Origin of the sequence: Methylobacterium sp. Leaf113 (assembly GCF_001423325.1) — a bacterium.
GTDB lineage: Bacteria > Pseudomonadota > Alphaproteobacteria > Rhizobiales > Beijerinckiaceae > Methylobacterium.
On the sequence record NZ_LMNJ01000053.1, the window covers coordinates 92447 to 107763 of the forward strand.

Annotated in this window: 16 protein-coding genes; 12 read left to right on the top strand and 4 right to left on the bottom strand. The window is 69.1% G+C overall.

What is annotated here, in order from left to right; translation table 11 throughout:
- Positions 1 to 17: 17 nt before the first annotated feature.
- Genes recF through ASF60_RS25890 form a run of 3 tightly spaced genes read left to right on the top strand, consistent with a single transcriptional unit; the run spans position 18 to position 1720 of the window.
- Positions 18 to 1160, top strand: coding sequence for a DNA replication/repair protein RecF (gene recF, locus ASF60_RS22070; RefSeq protein WP_056190242.1), 1143 nt, complete (start codon positions 18 to 20; stop codon positions 1158 to 1160).
- Positions 1157 to 1492: a LysE family translocator gene (locus tag ASF60_RS25885; protein WP_244478540.1), complete on the top strand. Its 336-nt coding sequence runs from the start codon at positions 1157 to 1159 to the stop codon at positions 1490 to 1492. Before recF ends, ASF60_RS25885 begins: the two co-directional genes overlap by 4 nt.
- 33 nt (positions 1493 to 1525) lie before the next feature.
- The gene (locus ASF60_RS25890) at positions 1526 to 1720 is read left to right on the top strand and encodes a hypothetical protein (RefSeq protein ID WP_244478541.1); all 195 of its coding nucleotides are present in this window, start codon (positions 1526 to 1528) and stop codon (positions 1718 to 1720) included.
- A gap of 51 nt (positions 1721 to 1771) precedes the next feature.
- On the opposite strand, the gene ASF60_RS22080 is transcribed toward ASF60_RS25890, so the two are convergent.
- A complete protein-coding gene (locus ASF60_RS22080) occupies positions 1772 to 2353 on the bottom strand; it encodes a disulfide bond formation protein B (protein ID WP_056190244.1) in 582 nt (193 codons plus the stop codon).
- A 12-nt stretch (positions 2354 to 2365) separates the two neighbouring features.
- On the bottom strand, positions 2366 to 2521 hold the full coding sequence (locus ASF60_RS25245) for a DUF5993 family protein (protein ID WP_200941014.1): 156 nt from the start codon (positions 2519 to 2521) through the stop codon (positions 2366 to 2368).
- 337 nt (positions 2522 to 2858) lie between these two features.
- Between ASF60_RS25245 and recQ the strand changes: the two genes are divergently transcribed.
- The 9 genes from recQ to ASF60_RS22125 all read left to right on the top strand — a co-directional run bounded on the left by recQ (position 2859) and on the right by ASF60_RS22125 (position 12039).
- A complete protein-coding gene (recQ, locus tag ASF60_RS22085) occupies positions 2859 to 4712 on the top strand; it encodes a DNA helicase RecQ (protein WP_056190246.1) in 1854 nt (617 codons plus the stop codon).
- Between the two features lie 208 nt (positions 4713 to 4920).
- On the top strand, positions 4921 to 6084 hold the full coding sequence (locus tag ASF60_RS22090; RefSeq protein WP_056190426.1) for a hypothetical protein: 1164 nt from the start codon (positions 4921 to 4923) through the stop codon (positions 6082 to 6084).
- Between the two features lie 109 nt (positions 6085 to 6193).
- Positions 6194 to 8419, top strand: a complete 2226-nt coding sequence (purL, locus tag ASF60_RS22095; protein ID WP_056190248.1) for a phosphoribosylformylglycinamidine synthase subunit PurL — start codon at positions 6194 to 6196, stop codon at positions 8417 to 8419.
- Positions 8420 to 8452: 33 nt separating this feature from the next.
- Complete coding sequence (locus ASF60_RS22100; protein WP_056095688.1) at positions 8453 to 8689, top strand: BolA family protein; 237 nt, start codon at positions 8453 to 8455, stop codon at positions 8687 to 8689.
- A gap of 36 nt (positions 8690 to 8725) precedes the next feature.
- Positions 8726 to 9235, top strand: coding sequence for a DUF29 family protein (locus tag ASF60_RS22105; protein ID WP_056190250.1), 510 nt, complete (start codon positions 8726 to 8728; stop codon positions 9233 to 9235).
- Positions 9236 to 9278: 43 nt separating this feature from the next.
- Positions 9279 to 9620: a Grx4 family monothiol glutaredoxin gene (gene grxD / locus ASF60_RS22110; RefSeq protein ID WP_056190252.1), complete on the top strand. Its 342-nt coding sequence runs from the start codon at positions 9279 to 9281 to the stop codon at positions 9618 to 9620.
- Between the two features lie 169 nt (positions 9621 to 9789).
- Positions 9790 to 10689 (top strand): NAD(P)/FAD-dependent oxidoreductase, encoded by a 900-nt coding sequence (locus ASF60_RS22115; RefSeq protein WP_056190254.1) that lies wholly within the window; start codon positions 9790 to 9792, stop codon positions 10687 to 10689.
- Between the two features lie 75 nt (positions 10690 to 10764).
- Complete coding sequence (locus tag ASF60_RS22120; RefSeq protein ID WP_056190256.1) at positions 10765 to 11643, top strand: SMP-30/gluconolactonase/LRE family protein; 879 nt, start codon at positions 10765 to 10767, stop codon at positions 11641 to 11643.
- A 180-nt stretch (positions 11644 to 11823) separates the two neighbouring features.
- Positions 11824 to 12039, top strand: a complete 216-nt coding sequence (locus tag ASF60_RS22125) for a hypothetical protein (protein WP_056190259.1) — start codon at positions 11824 to 11826, stop codon at positions 12037 to 12039.
- Between the two features lie 46 nt (positions 12040 to 12085).
- Here ASF60_RS22125 and ASF60_RS22130 read toward each other — a convergent pair whose 3' ends face one another.
- Both ASF60_RS22130 and ASF60_RS22135 read right to left on the bottom strand, forming a co-directional pair.
- Positions 12086 to 12904: a hypothetical protein gene (locus ASF60_RS22130; RefSeq protein ID WP_056190261.1), complete on the bottom strand. Its 819-nt coding sequence runs from the start codon at positions 12902 to 12904 to the stop codon at positions 12086 to 12088.
- A gap of 70 nt (positions 12905 to 12974) precedes the next feature.
- Entirely contained in the window at positions 12975 to 15065 is a 2091-nt protein-coding gene (locus ASF60_RS22135) for a M3 family metallopeptidase (RefSeq protein ID WP_056190263.1), read from the bottom strand.
- Between the last annotated feature and the right edge of the window lie 252 nt (positions 15066 to 15317).

Sequence of the window (15317 nt, forward strand, 5' to 3'; positions counted from 1 at the left end):
CGGCTAAGGGCTGGCGGGTGCGTCTCACCCGTCTGATCTGCCGCGACTTCCGGAACCACGCCGACCTCGACCTTGCGGTCGACCGTCGCTTCGTCGCCCTGGTGGGCGAGAACGGTGCCGGCAAGACCAACCTCCTCGAAGCCATCTCGCTGTTCTCTCCGGGACGCGGCCTGCGCCGCGCCGACCTGTCGGCGATGCCGCGGACCGGCGGGCCGGGCGGGTTCGCCGTGTCCATGTCGCTGGCTGGGGCGACACAGTCGGGCGACGAAACCGAACACCGGATCGGGACCGGCTACGAACCGCCCGGCTTCGACGGCCGGGCCGCGCGCCTGTGCCGGATCGACGGGGCCACCGCGCCCTCCCCGGTCGCCTTCTCTGAATTTTTCCGGGTGGTCTGGCTGACACCCGACCTCGACGGCCTGTTCCGGGGGCCGGCGGGCGATCGCCGCCGCTTCCTTGATCGGCTGGTGCTGGCGGTCGACGCCACTCACGGCGCCCGCGTCAACGCGCTCGAACGGGCGCTGCGCTCGCGCAACCGCCTGCTGGATGAGCGACCGACGGATGGCCAATGGCTCGATGCGGTCGAGCGCGAAGTCGCGGAACTCGGCGTCGCGGTCGCACTGGCCCGGCGCGAGACCGCCGAGCGCCTCGACCGGCTCATCGCTGAGAGCCGTGACGACGCCCAGCCCTTCCCCTGGGCCGGCCTGCGCCTGGAGGGCGACCTCGACGACCTCGTGGCGGTGTGGCCGGCGATCGAGGCCGAGGACCGCTTCCGCTCGGCCCTGCGCCAGGGCCGCGCCCGCGATCGGGCGGCGGGCCGAACGCTGAGCGGGCCGCAGACCAGCGACCTCGTGGTCCGCCATGGCCCGAAGGACGTACCGGCCGCCACCGCCTCGACCGGCGAGCAGAAGGCGCTGCTGATCGGGCTCGTGCTGGCCCATGCCCGGCTCGTTCAGGCGATGAGCGGGCTCGCGCCGGTGATCCTCCTCGACGAGGTCGCGGCGCATCTCGATCCCCGCCGGCGGGCCGGCCTGTTCGATGCGCTGGAGGCCCTGCACGGCCAGGTCTGGATGACGGGGGCCGACCCGGCGCTGTTCGGGGAGCTTGAAGGGCGGGCCGACATGGTAAGGGTGCTGGACGGGCGAATCGCCCGCGATTGACGCGCTTCGCGACCATGCCGATTTCCAGCCTTGCCCTATTCGCGATGATCTATGCCGGGGTCGTAGCCTCCCCCGGCCCGGGCATCGCCGCCCTGGTGGCGCGGGTTATCACCAGCGGGTCCCGCGGCATCGCCGGCTTCGTCCTCGGCAAGATCCTGGGGGATCTGACCTGGTTCGCCATCGCGGCCGGCGGCTTCGCCCTCCTGGCGCAGGCCGCGGCCCCGATCTTCCTGGCCCTGAAGGTCGCCGGCATCCTCTATCTCGTTTATCTCGCCTGGAAGACCTGGACCGCCTCGGTGGATGCCCCCGCGATCGCCACGACCTCGCGCTAGGACACCATCCGGGCGTTTCTGGGCGGCCTCGCCATGACCCTCGGCAACCCGAAGGTGATCCTGTTCTTCCTGGCCCTGCTCCCGAGCGTCGTCGATCTGTCCCATCTGTACGTCCTCGCGGCGGTGCGGGCGCGACGCATCTTCACCGCCCGTCGCGCCCGCCGCCGGATCAACCAGGGCTCGGCGATCGTCATGGCGGGGGCCGCGGCCGCCATCGCCCTGCGCTGAGCGGAGGGCCGGTTCGCACCGCCAGCGGGTTCGGGCAGCCCCGACGTCGCCCTAGCGGCCGAGCAGCGAATCCCAGAACTCATAGCGGGTGGGATTGTCGGGGCAGAGGCCGCCGCCGCATTCCGCCAGGGTCGAGCCCGCATTGGCCAGGGTGATCGCGAGGAACAGGAGCACGCTGGCGAGGCCGAAGCCCCCGATCCGGGCTCGGCTCGACGGTCGATCGCGCGCTGCGAACTGACCTTCGAAGAAGCACAGGATCGCGGCGGCCACGATCAGGCCCGCGAAGGCGATCAGTGACCAGACGTAGAAGTGCAGCCCGAACAGGGCCGAACCGTAGACCCCCGTGCCGGGCACGATGTGCAGCAGGGTCTGCCGGGCGGCGATGCCGAAGCCGGCGACGGAGCCCAGGACGACGATCGCGTAGTGCCCGGGGCGTGCGCCGAGGCAGACGTTCAGGGCAAAGCCCATTCCGGCGGCCGCGAAGGCGGCGCGCTGGAGGATGCAGAGCGGACAGGGCAACTCGCCGTCGACCACCTGATAGCCGAAGGCGACAAGGAGAATGGCGCTGCAACCGGTAAGCCCAAGGGCGTTCAGGGCGCGTGCCCCGACCGGCGTGAGAAGGGCGTCTGTCACGGGATCCGGCTTTCAGAAGGTTAGGTTCAGCGCGTCGGAGGCGTGTTGGCGAAACAGCAGGAGGAGCGCGATGAGCGAGACGCCCCAGAGGCCGAGCGCGAGGGAGCGCCGACCCACCAGGGCGGCCGCGAGAGCGCCCGACACGCCGAGAAACGGGATGACCATCATGGCTCGATGAGGCTCGCGACGGGGATGCCGGACATGCGCGCGCCGGTGGCGAACGCATCCGCCAGGATCGAGGAGGGATCTTTCCGTCCGCTTAAAGGCCCCGGGTCGCGCCGTGCCGCCCGGTGCGGGGTGGGCCATGCATGCCCCACCCGGCCCGGCGAAAATCCGGACCCGGAGCCCTGCGCGGACCAGTCCCCCGCGCGGTGATTGACCTCGGCGCTCCGGATGGTTCAGAGGCATGGAAGGCTCCTGTCGGCGCGATCGCCGCGATTGCCGCCCTTGCCGTTTCGGCGGCCGCCTCCGCCGTGTCTCACTCCGACAGACGATCAGGATTCCGATGACCAGTCGCCTCGACGAGGCTCGCGCCGCGTTGAAGACCACCTTCGGCTACGATGATTTCCGGCCCGGCCAGGACGAGGTGATCGGAGCCGTCCTCGACGGGACCGACGTGTTCGCCGTGATGCCCACGGGCTCCGGCAAGTCGATGACCTACCAGCTGCCGGCCCTGGTCGAATCGTCCCTGACCGTCGTGGTCTCGCCGCTGATCGCCCTGATGCACGATCAGGTGCAGCAGATGCTGGGATTCGGCGTTGCGGCCGCGACCCTGAACTCCTCGGTCGCCGAGGCGACGTCGCGCGAGACCTGGCGCAAGATCCGCAGTGGCGACCTGCGCCTGCTCTTCGTCTCGCCCGAGCGGCTGATGATGGAAGGGCTGATGGACGCCCTGAAGGGCGCCGGCGTGCGGCGGCTCGCCGTCGACGAGGCCCACTGTGTCTCGCAATGGGGCCACGATTTCCGGCCCGAGTACCGGGACCTCGCCCGGGCGCGCGAAGCCCTCGGCAACGTCCAGACCGTGGCGCTCACCGCCACCGCCGACAAGGCGACGCGGGCCGACATCACCGAGCGGCTGTTCCCTGCCGGGCGCGAGCTGAAGGCCTTCGTCCACTCCTTCGACCGGCCGAACATCCGCCTGACCTTCGCGCCGAAGGACAATCCGACCCGGCAGATCGAGCGCTTCCTGCGCCACCGGCGCGCCGAGAGCGGGATCATCTACTGCTCGTCGCGCAAGCGTACCGAGCAGCTGGCCGAGACCCTGGCCAAGGACGGCTTCAACGCCCTGCCCTACCATGCCGGCCTTGACCAGGGCACGCGCATGAAGAACCAGGACACCTTCCTGCAAGAGGACGGCGTCGTGATGACCGCCACCGTCGCCTTCGGCATGGGCATCAACAAGCCCGACGTGCGCTTCGTCTGCCATGCTGACATGCCCTCCAACGTCGAGGGCTATTACCAGGAGATCGGTCGCGCCGGCCGCGATGGTCTGCCGGCCGACACCCTGACCATCTACGGCCTCGACGACATGGCCCTGCGCCGGCGCCAGATCGACGAGAAGGAGGTGCCGGACGAGCGCCGCCGGGTCGAGCGGCGCAAGCTCGAGGCAATGATCGCGCTATGCGAGGGCGCCACCTGCCGGCGCCAGTCGCTCCTCGGCTATTTCGGCGAGGCGAGCGAGCCCTGCGGCCGCTGCGACCTGTGCCGCAGCGGCGTTTCGCTCATCGACGCCACGGTGCCGGCTCAGAAGCTGCTCTCGGCCATCGTGCGCACCGGCCAGCGCTTCGGCGCCGCCTATGTCTGCGACGTGGTCCATGGCAAGGAATCTGACACGATCCGGCGCAACGGCCACGTGGCGCTCAAGACCTTCGGGGTCGGCGCCGACAAGCCCATCGCCGCCTGGCGCGCGATGCTGCGCCAGCTCTTCGCGGCCGGCGCCGTGACCGAGAACGGCGACGGTTTCGGCGGGCTCTCCCTCACCGACAAGGGCGAGGCGATCCTGTTCGGCCGAGAACCGATCCAGATGCGCCCCGATCCCGAGCCGAAGGTGGCCGAACCGCGCGACCGCAAGCGCGGGGCGACCCGCGACGATGCGAGCCTGGATCTCGATCCGGCCACCGAGGCCCTGTTCCAGCACCTGCGCGGCCTGCGCGCCACCATCGCCCGGGCCGAGGGCATTGCCGCCTTCATGGTCTTCCCGGACCGGACGCTGATCGAGATGGCGCGCACCAAGCCTGTCGATCTCTACGCGCTGCGCACCGTCCACGGCGTCGGCGAGCGCAAGCGCGAGGCTTATGGCGAACGCTTCGTCGGCGCCATCGCGGAATTTCTCGCGCACGCGCCGGCAACGGGCGCCTGATGCGCTTTCGGACTCGTTGGTTTCGTCGCGACTCGTGTAGGGACTGGGGTGGTCCGAGGCCGAGATCGGCGAATCGCACCGATCCCGGAGCCAGCCGCGGCGACATGCCGGGTGCGACGGCCTGATGCGTCCGGATCAACCGACAGAGGGATTTCTCATCGTCCAGCCGTCCGAGCCGACCGCGACGCAACCCCGTCAGGTCTTCTACATGCCGGGCTTCGACCCGCGTGAGCCCGAGACCTATTGGGGCCTCTTCCGGCGGGAAAGCCGGCTGGCCGCCGTCCGCCGCAGCATGGCGATCACGGTGAGCGACCCCGAGCGCACGCCGGACGGCCTCGCCCTGGACTGGACCGTGACCCTCGACGGCGCACCGACCCAATACACCCTGCTGCGCTGGGACGACATCGTGCGCGCCCGCTTTCCCCGGTCGAACGGGCGGCGGCTCTGGGAGGTCCCGGCGCTGTGGCTCCGCCTGCTGCGGGTCGGCTACCTGCGGCCGTTCCGGCGCGAAGCCCGGCGCTTCGCCCGCGTGATCATCGGCGTCCACTTCATCTATCTCTTCCTCGTCGTCCTCAGCCTCGCGGTGGCGGCCGGACTGGCGGCGCTGGCACCGGTCGATGCCCGGCCCTGGGTCTTCTTGGCCGTGCCCCCCCTGGCCTACGGCATTCTGGCCGTGCTGATGCGGGTGACGCGCGGTAAGCCGTTCTACGTGGCCCATCTCGTCGACGACACCGCCTTCACACATGACCATGCCAGCGGCGCCGACACCCGGATGCGAGACCGCCTGGACGCCTTCGCCGACATCATCCGGGGGGCCGAGGGCCGCGCCTCCGAGATCGTGGTGATCGGCCATTCCTCCTCCAGCTTCCTCGGTCTCGAAGCCCTGGACCGGGTCCTGACCCGGGATCCGGAGTTCGGCCGGCGCGGGACACCGGTGTCGTTCGTGAGCATCGGCAGCGTCATCCCGTGGATCACCCTCGATCCGCGCGCCATCGAGACCCGTGCCGCCCTCGCCCGCGTGGCGGCTTCGGATGCCATCGTCTGGCTCGACGTGCGGGCGAAGTGGGACTGGCTCTCGGTTCACAAGCGCAATCCCCTCAGCGCCTCGAAGCTGCCGGCGCCCCGTGCCCATCGCCCGGTCGAGATCCATGTTCGCATCGAGGACCTGATCGAGCCGCGCATCATCGCGCGGCGCAAGTGGAACCTGTTCCGCATGCACTTTCAGCTGCTGATGTCGAGCCGCGACCCGGAGGCGTTCGACTACATCGTCTTCGTGGCCGGGCCAGAGCCGGTCCACGGCCTGATCCGACGCTGGCGCAACGTGACGGAGCAACCCAAGGGGTGCGCGGTCGCTGAAACCGACCCCGATTAGGGGTTCGGACCGGCTCGATCCGCGATCACATGTTGCCAGGGCGCGGCGTTCCGCTTTAGAGCCGTGACGCACGGCCGGACCCGGACGGGGGCCGTGCCGAGAGGGTCGCATGTTCTGCAACGATGTTCCGATCACCCCCGAACTGGTCCGCCAGCACGGCCTGACGCCGGACGAGTACGCGCGTTTCCGCGGCCTGATCGGGCGCGACCCGACCCTGACCGAGCTCGGCATCGTCTCGGCCATGTGGAACGAGCACTGCTCCTACAAATCCTCCCGCAAGCATCTGCGCGGCCTGCCGACCTCGGCCCCCTGGGTGATCCAGGGGCCCGGTGAGAATGCCGGCGTCATCGATATCGGCGACGGCCTCGCCTGCGTCTTCAAGATGGAGAGCCACAACCACCCGAGCTTCATCGAGCCCTACCAGGGCGCGACGACCGGCGTCGGCGGCATTCTTCGCGACGTGTTCACCATGGGCGCGCGCCCGATCGCGGCCCTCAACGCCCTGCGCTTCGGCTCGCCCGACCATCCGCGCACCCGCCACCTCGTCTCGGGGGTGGTCGCGGGCATCGGCGGCTACGGCAATTCCTTCGGCGTGCCCACGGTCGGCGGCGCCATGGGCTTCCATCCGCGCTACGACGGCAACATCCTCGTCAACGCCATGGCGGTGGGCCTCGCACGCACCGATGCGATCTTCTACGCGGCCGCCACCGGCGTCGGGAATCCGATCGTCTATCTCGGCTCGAAGACCGGTCGCGACGGCATCCACGGCGCCACCATGGCGTCCGCCGAATTCGACGACGCTTCCGAGTCGAAGCGCCCGACCGTGCAGGTCGGCGACCCCTTCGCCGAGAAGCTGCTGCTGGAAGCCTGCCTCGAGCTGATGGCCTCGGGCGCCGTCATCGCGATCCAGGACATGGGCGCGGCCGGCCTGACCTGCTCGGCCGTCGAGATGGGCGCCAAGGGCGATCTCGGCGTCGAACTCCACATCGAGAAGGTGCCGGCTCGCGAGACCGGAATGAGCGCCTACGAGATGATGCTGTCCGAGAGCCAGGAGCGCATGCTCATGGTTCTGAAGCCCGGTATGGAAGCGGAGGCCGAAGCGATCTTCGTGAAGTGGGGCCTCGATTTCGCGATCATCGGCCACACCACCGATACGCTCCGCTTCGTCGTCAAGCATGACGGCGTCGTGATGGCTGACCTGCCGATCAAGGAACTCGGCGACGAGGCGCCGCTCTACGACCGGCCGCACATCGCCAACACGCACCAGCCGGTGATCGCCGCCGCCGACGTGCCCGAGACGGTCGGCAGCGCCGAGGCCCTGAAGCGCCTCGTCGGCTCGCCCGACTTGTCCTCGAAGCGCTGGGTCTACGAGCAGTACGACCATTTCATCGGCGGCAACACGGTGCAGAAGCCGGGCGGCGATGCCGCCATCGTGCGGGTCGAGGACGGCCCGCGCGGACTCGCCATGACCGCCGACGTCACCCCGCGCTATTGCGAGGCCGATCCGGTCGAGGGCGGCAAGCAGGCCGTGGCGGAAGCGTGGCGCAATATCACGGCGGTCGGCGGACGCCCGCTCGCCATCACCGACAACCTGAACTTCGGCAACCCGGAGAAGCCCGAGGTGATGGGCCAACTGGTCGGTTGTCTCAAGGGCATCGGCGAGGCCTGCAAGGCGCTCGACTTCCCCGTCGTCTCGGGCAACGTCTCGCTCTATAACGAGACCAACGGCGTCGGCATCCTGCCCACCCCCACCATCGGCGGCGTCGGTGTGCTGGACGACGTGACCCGCCACGCCACGATCGACCTCAAGCGCGCCGGCGACGTCCTGGTGCTGATCGGCGAGACCGCCGGCTGGCTCGGTCAGTCGGTCTATCTCTCGGTCATCGCCGGCCGCGAGGAAGGGGCTCCGCCGCCCGTCGATCTCGCGGTCGAGCGCCGCAATGGCGACTTCGTGCGCGGGCTGATCACCGCAGGTCTGGTCGACACCGTCCACGATCTCTCCGATGGCGGCCTCGCCGTGGCGCTGGCCGAGATGGCGATGGCCGGCGGCATCGGCGCCGCTCTGCCCCAGGTCCCGTCGGGCATGCCGGCCCACGCCTACCTCTTCGGCGAGGATCAGGCCCGCTATCTCCTGGCGGTCGATCCCGAGACTGCTCCGGATCTTCTCTACAGCGCCTCGGCGCAGGGCGTTCCCGCCGCCGTCGTCGGCGTCACCGGGACCGACCATTTGACCCTGCCGCACGGCGAGACCATATCGGTGGCCGACCTTCGGGAAACCCACGAGGGCTGGCTGCCGGCCTATATGGCGAGCCAGCCGGCCGGCGTTCCCGCCTGAAGCCCCTTATTCCGATCGTCAGGAGCCAACCCGATGCCGATGGATGCGCGCGAGATCGAGGCGATGATCCGCGAGGCGCTGCCCGACGCCCGGATCGAGATCAAGGATCTGGCCGGGGACGGCGACCACTACGCCGCCACGGTCCTGTCCGCGGCCTTCAAGGGCAAGACCCGCGTCGCCCAGCACCAGATGGTCTACGGCGCCCTCCAGGGGCGCATGGGCGGCGTGCTTCACGCCCTTGCGCTGACCACCGGCGTCCCGCAGGATTGAGGTCGCCGCCGGCGGCGGACCGCATGGACCAGCCGAATGGACCAGCCGAGCCTCTACGACGACGACATCGTGACCTGGGCCGAGCAGCAGGCCTCGACCCTGCGTGAACTCGCGCGCCGGCTGGACCTGTCGAACATCCTGGATTGGGAGAACGTCGCCGAGGAGATCGAGAGCGTGGGGCGGTCTCAGATCCAGGCCGTGGAAAGCCTGCTTGCCCAGACGCTCGGGCAACTTCGCAAGCGCCTGTCCGCCCCCGATACCCTCGTGGTCGAGCATTGGCGCAACGAGGCTGGGACGTTTCAGATCGCCGCGCCCGCCCGCTACGAGCGGTCGATGCGCCAGCGCCTGGACTGGGACAAGATCTGGACCCTGGCTCAGGCGCAGGCGAGACTCGGACTGACGACCTACGGCGACAGTCTTCTCCCTCACCTGCCGCCCCGATATCCGCTGGGGCCGGACGAACTCCTCGTCACGCCGTTCGATGTGGATGCCGCTTTGCGCACAATCGCGGAGTCGACGATCTTGAAATCCGCCTCAAAATCCTGAACTCAGCCGTTACGACACGCAATCCAAGACAACGAGGTTTCCTATGAGCGACGCGAACACCACGATCGAGAACGAGATCAAGTCCCAGGACGTGGTCGTGTTCATGAAGGGCACCCCCCAGTTTCCGATGTGCGGCTTCTCCGGCCAAGTCGTGCAGATCCTTAATTACCTGGAAGTGCCGTTCAAGGGCGTGAACGTTCTCGACGACATGGCGGTCCGCGATGGCATCAAGGCCTTCTCGAACTGGCCCACCATTCCGCAGATCTACGTGAAGGGCGAGTTCGTCGGCGGCTGCGATATCACCCGCGAAATGTTCCAGTCGGGCGAGCTGCAGCAGTTCCTGGCCGAGAAGGGCATTCCCGTGAAGGCCCCGACGGCCGCCTGAGGCGGACCCCTCTCGGCTGACTGACCGGAACGAGGGCGCGCGAGCGCCCTTTTTCATATCCGGCGTCGGTGGCGCGGAACGGTTTCCCGGCACTTGCGGCCGCCGAACGAACAGGGATGCAGCACGGATCGTTGACCGGATGTGAGTTCACATCGGGGAGCAACACCACATGCACGACGTCATCATCGTCGGCGGCGGCCCTGCCGGGCTGAATGCAGCCCTCATCCTCGGCCGCTGCCGCCGCGATGTGCTGCTCTGCGACGCCGGTGAGCCCCGCAACGCGGTCTCGCCCCGCACCTGGGGCGTGTTCACCCGGGACGGGACGCCGCCCCTGGATCTGCGGACGCAGGCACGGGAAGACCTCGCCCGGTATCCGAATGTCGAGCACCGTGCGGTCGCCGTCGCCGGGGCACGCCGTGGGGACGAGGGCTTTTCCGTCGAACTTGCCGACGGACGCCGGGAGACGACGCGCAAGTTGATCCTCGCCACGGGCCTTCACCAGGCCCTGCCCTCCGTCGAGGGCTTCGACACCTATTGGGGTCACGGCGTCCATTCCTGCCCCTATTGCGACGGATATGAGCACCGCGATCACCCCCTCGTGGCCTACGCCTATGGCGAGGCCGCCAGGGGCATGGCGCTGGAACTCACCGCGTGGAGCCGGGACGTGACCCTCTGCACCGATGCCCACGCGACGCCTCTCTCGGACCCGGACCGTGAGCGCCTGGGGCGGCATCATATCCGCATCGTCGAGACTGCGATCCGGCGCCTGGAGGGGGACGGCCGGCAGCCGCAACGCCTCGTCTTCGCGGACGGTGCGACCCTGCCCTGCCACGCGGTTTTCCTGATGCCGATGCCGTGCGAACCCTCCGACCTGATCACGCAACTCGGGTGCGACCTGACGCATAAGGGCGTCGTTCCTACGGGCGAGTACGAGACCACCAACGTGCCCGGCCTGTTCGTGGCCGGCGATGCCTCGCGGCGGGTGCAGTTTGCCGTGGTCGCCGCCGCCGAGGGTGCCATGGCGGCCTTCGCGGTCAATACGGAGCTGCTGCGGGAGGATACGGCCTGACCGTCTTCCGGCGATGATCCCGCCACCGCCTCATACCGCCCGACACCCCGCCCGCGCTGCCCGGAGCCCGACACGATGACGACACCCCGCGTCCACCCGCACACTCCCCGTGTGGCGGTCGCCTGCCGCTGCGAGCTCGGCGAGGAAGCGACCTGGGATGCCCGGTCCGGCATGCTGATCTGGGTCGATGTCGAGGACCCCGCGATCTGGCGCTACCATCCCGAGACCGGCGCGACGCACCATCATCCGCAGCCGGAGAAACTCGGTTTCGCCCTGCTCACGGCGGATCCCGATACGTTGCTCGCGGGCTTCAAGTCCGGTGTGGCGCGGCTTCACCTGGAAAGCGGCCGGCGCGAGGTGCTGGTGCGCCCCGACGACCATCACGCGGGCAATCGCCTCAACAGCGGCCATGTCGGTCCCGACGGTGCCCTCTACTTCAGCACCATGGACGAAGCGGAGGAGAAGCCGACCGGCACGTTTCACCGATGGCATGCGGGCCGGCTCGAAGCCTTCGGGGGAGCCGTGACGGTGTCGAACGGGCCGGTGGTGACGCCGGACGGCGCGCGCATCTACACGGCCGATACCGCGGAAGGGCTGATCCGTGTCCACACCTGGGACGAGGGCCGGATCGGCCCGCCCCGCCCGTTCGCGGCGTTCGAATCGGGATGGGGCAAGCCTGATGGATTGACCGTGGACGCATCAGGCCATCTCTGGGTCTGCCACTACGGCGGATCGCGCATCACCCGGTACGATCCCGATGGCCGCATCGAGCGCGTCCTGCCGGTTCCCACCGCCCTCGTGACCAAATGCGCGTTCGGCGGGTCCGACCTGACGACGCTGTTCATCACCACCGCTCTGCGTGGGCGCGACGCCACGATCGACCCGATGGCGGGGCATCTCTTCGCCGTCGAAACCGACGTGGCCGGTCGTCCGGGCGAAATCTTCGAAAACTAGCGAACACTGTAATGGGTGCGCTGCCGCACCGCCTTCATCTTCGGCAAGGTGCAGAGGTGAATTAACGGTAAATAATCGATGGGTTTCGGAACTTATTGCCGATGTCCCCATTATCTGCCAATGACGGGGTCTGCAGCTTCCTTTCGGGAGCCATGCAGGGCCTTAGGTCCGGTGACCGCCATGCCAGTGTTCGAAGCCAAGAATCTCGACTCCGATTTCGAAGGCTTCGCCTTCCTCTCGGCCATTCTGCATCCCTCCGCCGAGGCCCAGACCCGAGCCCTGACGCATGGCCGCAATCGCGCCGCGCGCGGTTCGATGATCGCCGATCCGCTCACCATCGAGCCGCGATTCCCGGTGCGCAGCGCCGAAGCCGAGATCGAGACCCACGCGTCCTGAGCGCGGGTCCGTCATTGGTGCCGACGGACAGGATTCCGATCGGGCCTTACCACGTCTGAGGCGTGATGGTGCCTTGCTTCGTCACCACCACCCAGGTCTTGCCGCGCCGTTCGATGGCGTCGATCCGGCCGACACCCGGCACGGTGTCGCCCGGTCCGACCTCGACGAGACGGCGCTTACGGTCTTCCAGCACGGCCACCCCGTCATAGACTTCGCGCACGGCCCAGTTCTCGGTCGGTGACGGCTTCGGCTTGTCCGGAATCGTGCCGGTCTCGCTCGGCTCCGCTGCGGCGGCCTTGGCGGCCTGGGGTGCGGGAGCCGGACCCGGAATCGGCATCGCCGCGCGTTTCTCGATCTGGGTCGTCAGGGCGGCGAGGCGGGCGCTCTGATCCTTCTCGGCCTGCTCCAGACGATCGCCGGTGGCGGCGAGTTTCCCGGTGATGTTCTGCTCGGCGCGGCCGAGGCGCTCCGCGAGGTTGGCGTGCCGGGTCTTAGCCTCCGAGCGCGCCGCCTCGGCGCCCTCCTGAAGCTGAGCCAGGCTTTTTGACAGCCGTTCGATCTGCCGGTCCGATTCGGTCCGAGCGGCGTCGATCTGATGGCGGATCTGGACCAGGACCTCGGCGCCATCGCTGCCGCGCGGGGCGGTCAGGCTCATCGCACCGGCGCCCAGGAGAGACCCGGCACCGAGGGCGACGGCGGCCAGGACGGCGAGGCGCGGTTCGAACCGGAAGGCCGGACGAGCCGCGACCGCCGTGTCCACGGGCCGGGCGGCGCGCTCGGCCGTGGCGCGGGCACCGAGGATCGCCTGCTTGAGGAGGGTGTCGGGCGAGGGTTCCGCCGACGCCGCGAGGACCTTATCCGTCATGACCAAAGCTTCCTGATGAGGCAGGAAGCATTGGTTAAGGCTGTTTCTTTACGAAACCGTTACCTTGTTTTCAGGCGGCCAAGCCACGCTGGCGCAGCAGCGGTTCGATGCTCGGCAACCGCCCCCGGAAGGCGGTGTAGGCCTCCCCCGGATCGCGCAGGTTGCCCGCGCCGTAGACATACTTGCGCAGGCGCGCCGCCGTCTCCGGATGGAAGATGTCCCCGGCTTCGCGGAAGGCATCGAAGGCGTCGGCGTCGAGCACCTCCGACCAGATGTAGCTGTAATAGCCGGCCGCGTAGCCGTCCCCCGAGAAGATATGCGCGAAATGCGGTGTCCGGTGCCGCATCGCGATCTCGGCCGGCATGGCGATGCGCTTGAGGGCATCGGCCTCGAACGCCGCCACGTCGAGGCCGTCCTCGCCGGCGCTCGACAGGTGCAGGGTCATGTCCACGATGGCCGACGCGGTGTACTCGACGGTGGCAAAGCCCTGGTTGAAGGTGCGGGCGGCGAGCAGGCGCTTCAGCAGGTCCTCGGGCATCGGCTCGCCGGTGCGGTGGTGGCGGGCGTGCCGGCGCAGGACCTCCGGCTGCTCCAGCCAATGTTCGTAGAGTTGGGACGGCAGCTCGACGAAATCGCCCGCCACCGCGGTGCCGGACAACAGCGGATAGGTCACGTCGGACAGGAGGCCGTGCAGGGCGTGGCCGAATTCGTGGAACAGCGTGCGGGCATCGTCGAAGGACAGCAGCGTCGCCTCGCCTTCCGGCGCCTTGGCGAAGTTCATCACATTGACGATGATCGGCTTGATGTCGCCGTTGAATCGCTCCTGCGAGCGGAAGGCGCTCATCCAGGCGCCGCTGCGCTTCGTGGCGCGGGCGAAATAATCGCCCAGGAACAGGCCCACTTCCGAGCCGTCCGCATTGCGCACGGCCCAGGCCCGCACGTCCGGGTGATAGCGCGGCACGTCCGGCAGTTCCTCGAAGCGCAGGCCGAACAGCCGCTCGGCCGTATCGAAGGACGCCGCGATCACCCCGTCGAGGGGCAGGTAGGCCTTGATCTCGCTTTCATCGAGGTCGTGCTCGGCCCGCCGCAGCTTCTCGGCGTAGTGACGCCAATCGTGCTTGGCGAGGTTGAAGTTGTGGCCCTCGGCCTGGACCAGGGCCTGGAGTCGGTTGCGCTCGGCGGCCGCGCGATGGTGGGCCGGCGTCCAGACGTTGCGCAGGAGGTCCATGGCGCGGTCCGGCGAGCCCGCCATCGTGTCCGCGAGCTTGAAATGGGCGAAGCTGTCGTGGCCGAGGAGGCGGGCCCGCTCGGCCCGCAGGGCCACGATCTCGGCGATGAGGCTGCGGTTGTCGGTGGCCCCGCCGTTCTCGCCGCGCCGGGTCCAAGCCTCGTAGGCCTTCTCGCGCAGGTCGCGCCGGGTCGAGAACACCAGGAATGGCTCGATCAGCGACCGCGATAAGGTGATGACATGCTCGTGCGGGCTGTTGCGCTCACGCGCGGCGGACGCGGCGGCCGAGCGCAGGAAGGGGGGAAGTCCGGCCAGGTCGTCTTCGGTCTCGAGCGGCAGCGCGAAGGCGCTCTCGTCGGCGAGAAGGTTCTGGCTGAAGGTGGTGCCGAGTTCCGCCATGCGCCCGGCGATCTCGGCCATTCGGGTCTTGGCGTCGGGGGCGAGATCCGCGCCCGAGCGCCGGAAGCGGGTCCGGTAGCGGTCGAGGACGCGGCGTTCCTCGAGACCGAGCTGTTCGGCCTCGGCATCCACCGCCGAGATGCGGGCCCACAGGGCGGCGTTGAGGTAGATCGCACTGCCGTGGCGGGCCAGGCGCGGGGTGATGGCGCGCTCGACGGCCTGAAGGTCCGGGTTGGTGTGGCTGCCGCTGAGGTTGAAGAACACCGAAGCGACGCGGTCGAGGTCGTGCCCGGCCCGCTCCAGGGCGCCGACGGTGTTGTCGAAGGTGGCCGGGCCGGTCTCGCCCGCGATCGCCACGATCTCGGCCGCGTGGCTGGCGAGGGCCGTTTCGAAGGCCGGCAGGTAATGGGCGGGCTCGATGTGCTCGAAGGGCGGGAGGCCGTGGGGCGTAGCCCAGGTCCGATCCGCGAAGGGCCCGATCGACGCCGGGGTGCCGGCGGTGTCGAGGGTGGCGTCGGGCGTGCCAGAGGTCATTCGCGTTCCTTCGTGCGTCGCGCGGCGTTGCGCACGGTGCGTCGCCTGGAGTGCGTCGCGCCGCGCGACGCAAGGTAAGCACGCGGGCGCCGGGCGCAAAGGCGCCGCTCGGTGACGTTTGCGACGAAGCGTGGGTTTTGTGCGCTTGTCGAAGGGCCTGAAGCCCACGATCGTGCCGGCCCGATGGATCGCTCCGATCAAGGAGCGGCCGGACCAGGATGGAAACGCGATGCGCCTGCGCTGCCGAACCGG

Coding starts and splice junctions, on each gene's coding strand:
- ASF60_RS25890 (WP_244478541.1), top strand. CDS start 1,526: ATGACCCTCGGCAACCCGAAGGTGATCCTGTTCTTCCTGGCCCTGCTC.
- ASF60_RS22105 (WP_056190250.1), top strand. CDS start 8,726: ATGGACCAGCCGAGCCTCTACGACGACGACATCGTGACCTGGGCCGAG.
- ASF60_RS22130 (WP_056190261.1), bottom strand. CDS start 12,904: ATGACGGATAAGGTCCTCGCGGCGTCGGCGGAACCCTCGCCCGACACC.
- grxD (WP_056190252.1), top strand. CDS start 9,279: ATGAGCGACGCGAACACCACGATCGAGAACGAGATCAAGTCCCAGGAC.
- ASF60_RS25245 (WP_200941014.1), bottom strand. CDS start 2,521: ATGATGGTCATCCCGTTTCTCGGCGTGTCGGGCGCTCTCGCGGCCGCC.
- ASF60_RS22100 (WP_056095688.1), top strand. CDS start 8,453: ATGCCGATGGATGCGCGCGAGATCGAGGCGATGATCCGCGAGGCGCTG.
- ASF60_RS22135 (WP_056190263.1), bottom strand. CDS start 15,065: ATGACCTCTGGCACGCCCGACGCCACCCTCGACACCGCCGGCACCCCG.
- recQ (WP_056190246.1), top strand. CDS start 2,859: ATGACCAGTCGCCTCGACGAGGCTCGCGCCGCGTTGAAGACCACCTTC.
- ASF60_RS22120 (WP_056190256.1), top strand. CDS start 10,765: ATGACGACACCCCGCGTCCACCCGCACACTCCCCGTGTGGCGGTCGCC.
- ASF60_RS22115 (WP_056190254.1), top strand. CDS start 9,790: ATGCACGACGTCATCATCGTCGGCGGCGGCCCTGCCGGGCTGAATGCA.
- purL (WP_056190248.1), top strand. CDS start 6,194: ATGTTCTGCAACGATGTTCCGATCACCCCCGAACTGGTCCGCCAGCAC.
- ASF60_RS22090 (WP_056190426.1), top strand. CDS start 4,921: ATGCCGGGCTTCGACCCGCGTGAGCCCGAGACCTATTGGGGCCTCTTC.
- ASF60_RS22125 (WP_056190259.1), top strand. CDS start 11,824: ATGCCAGTGTTCGAAGCCAAGAATCTCGACTCCGATTTCGAAGGCTTC.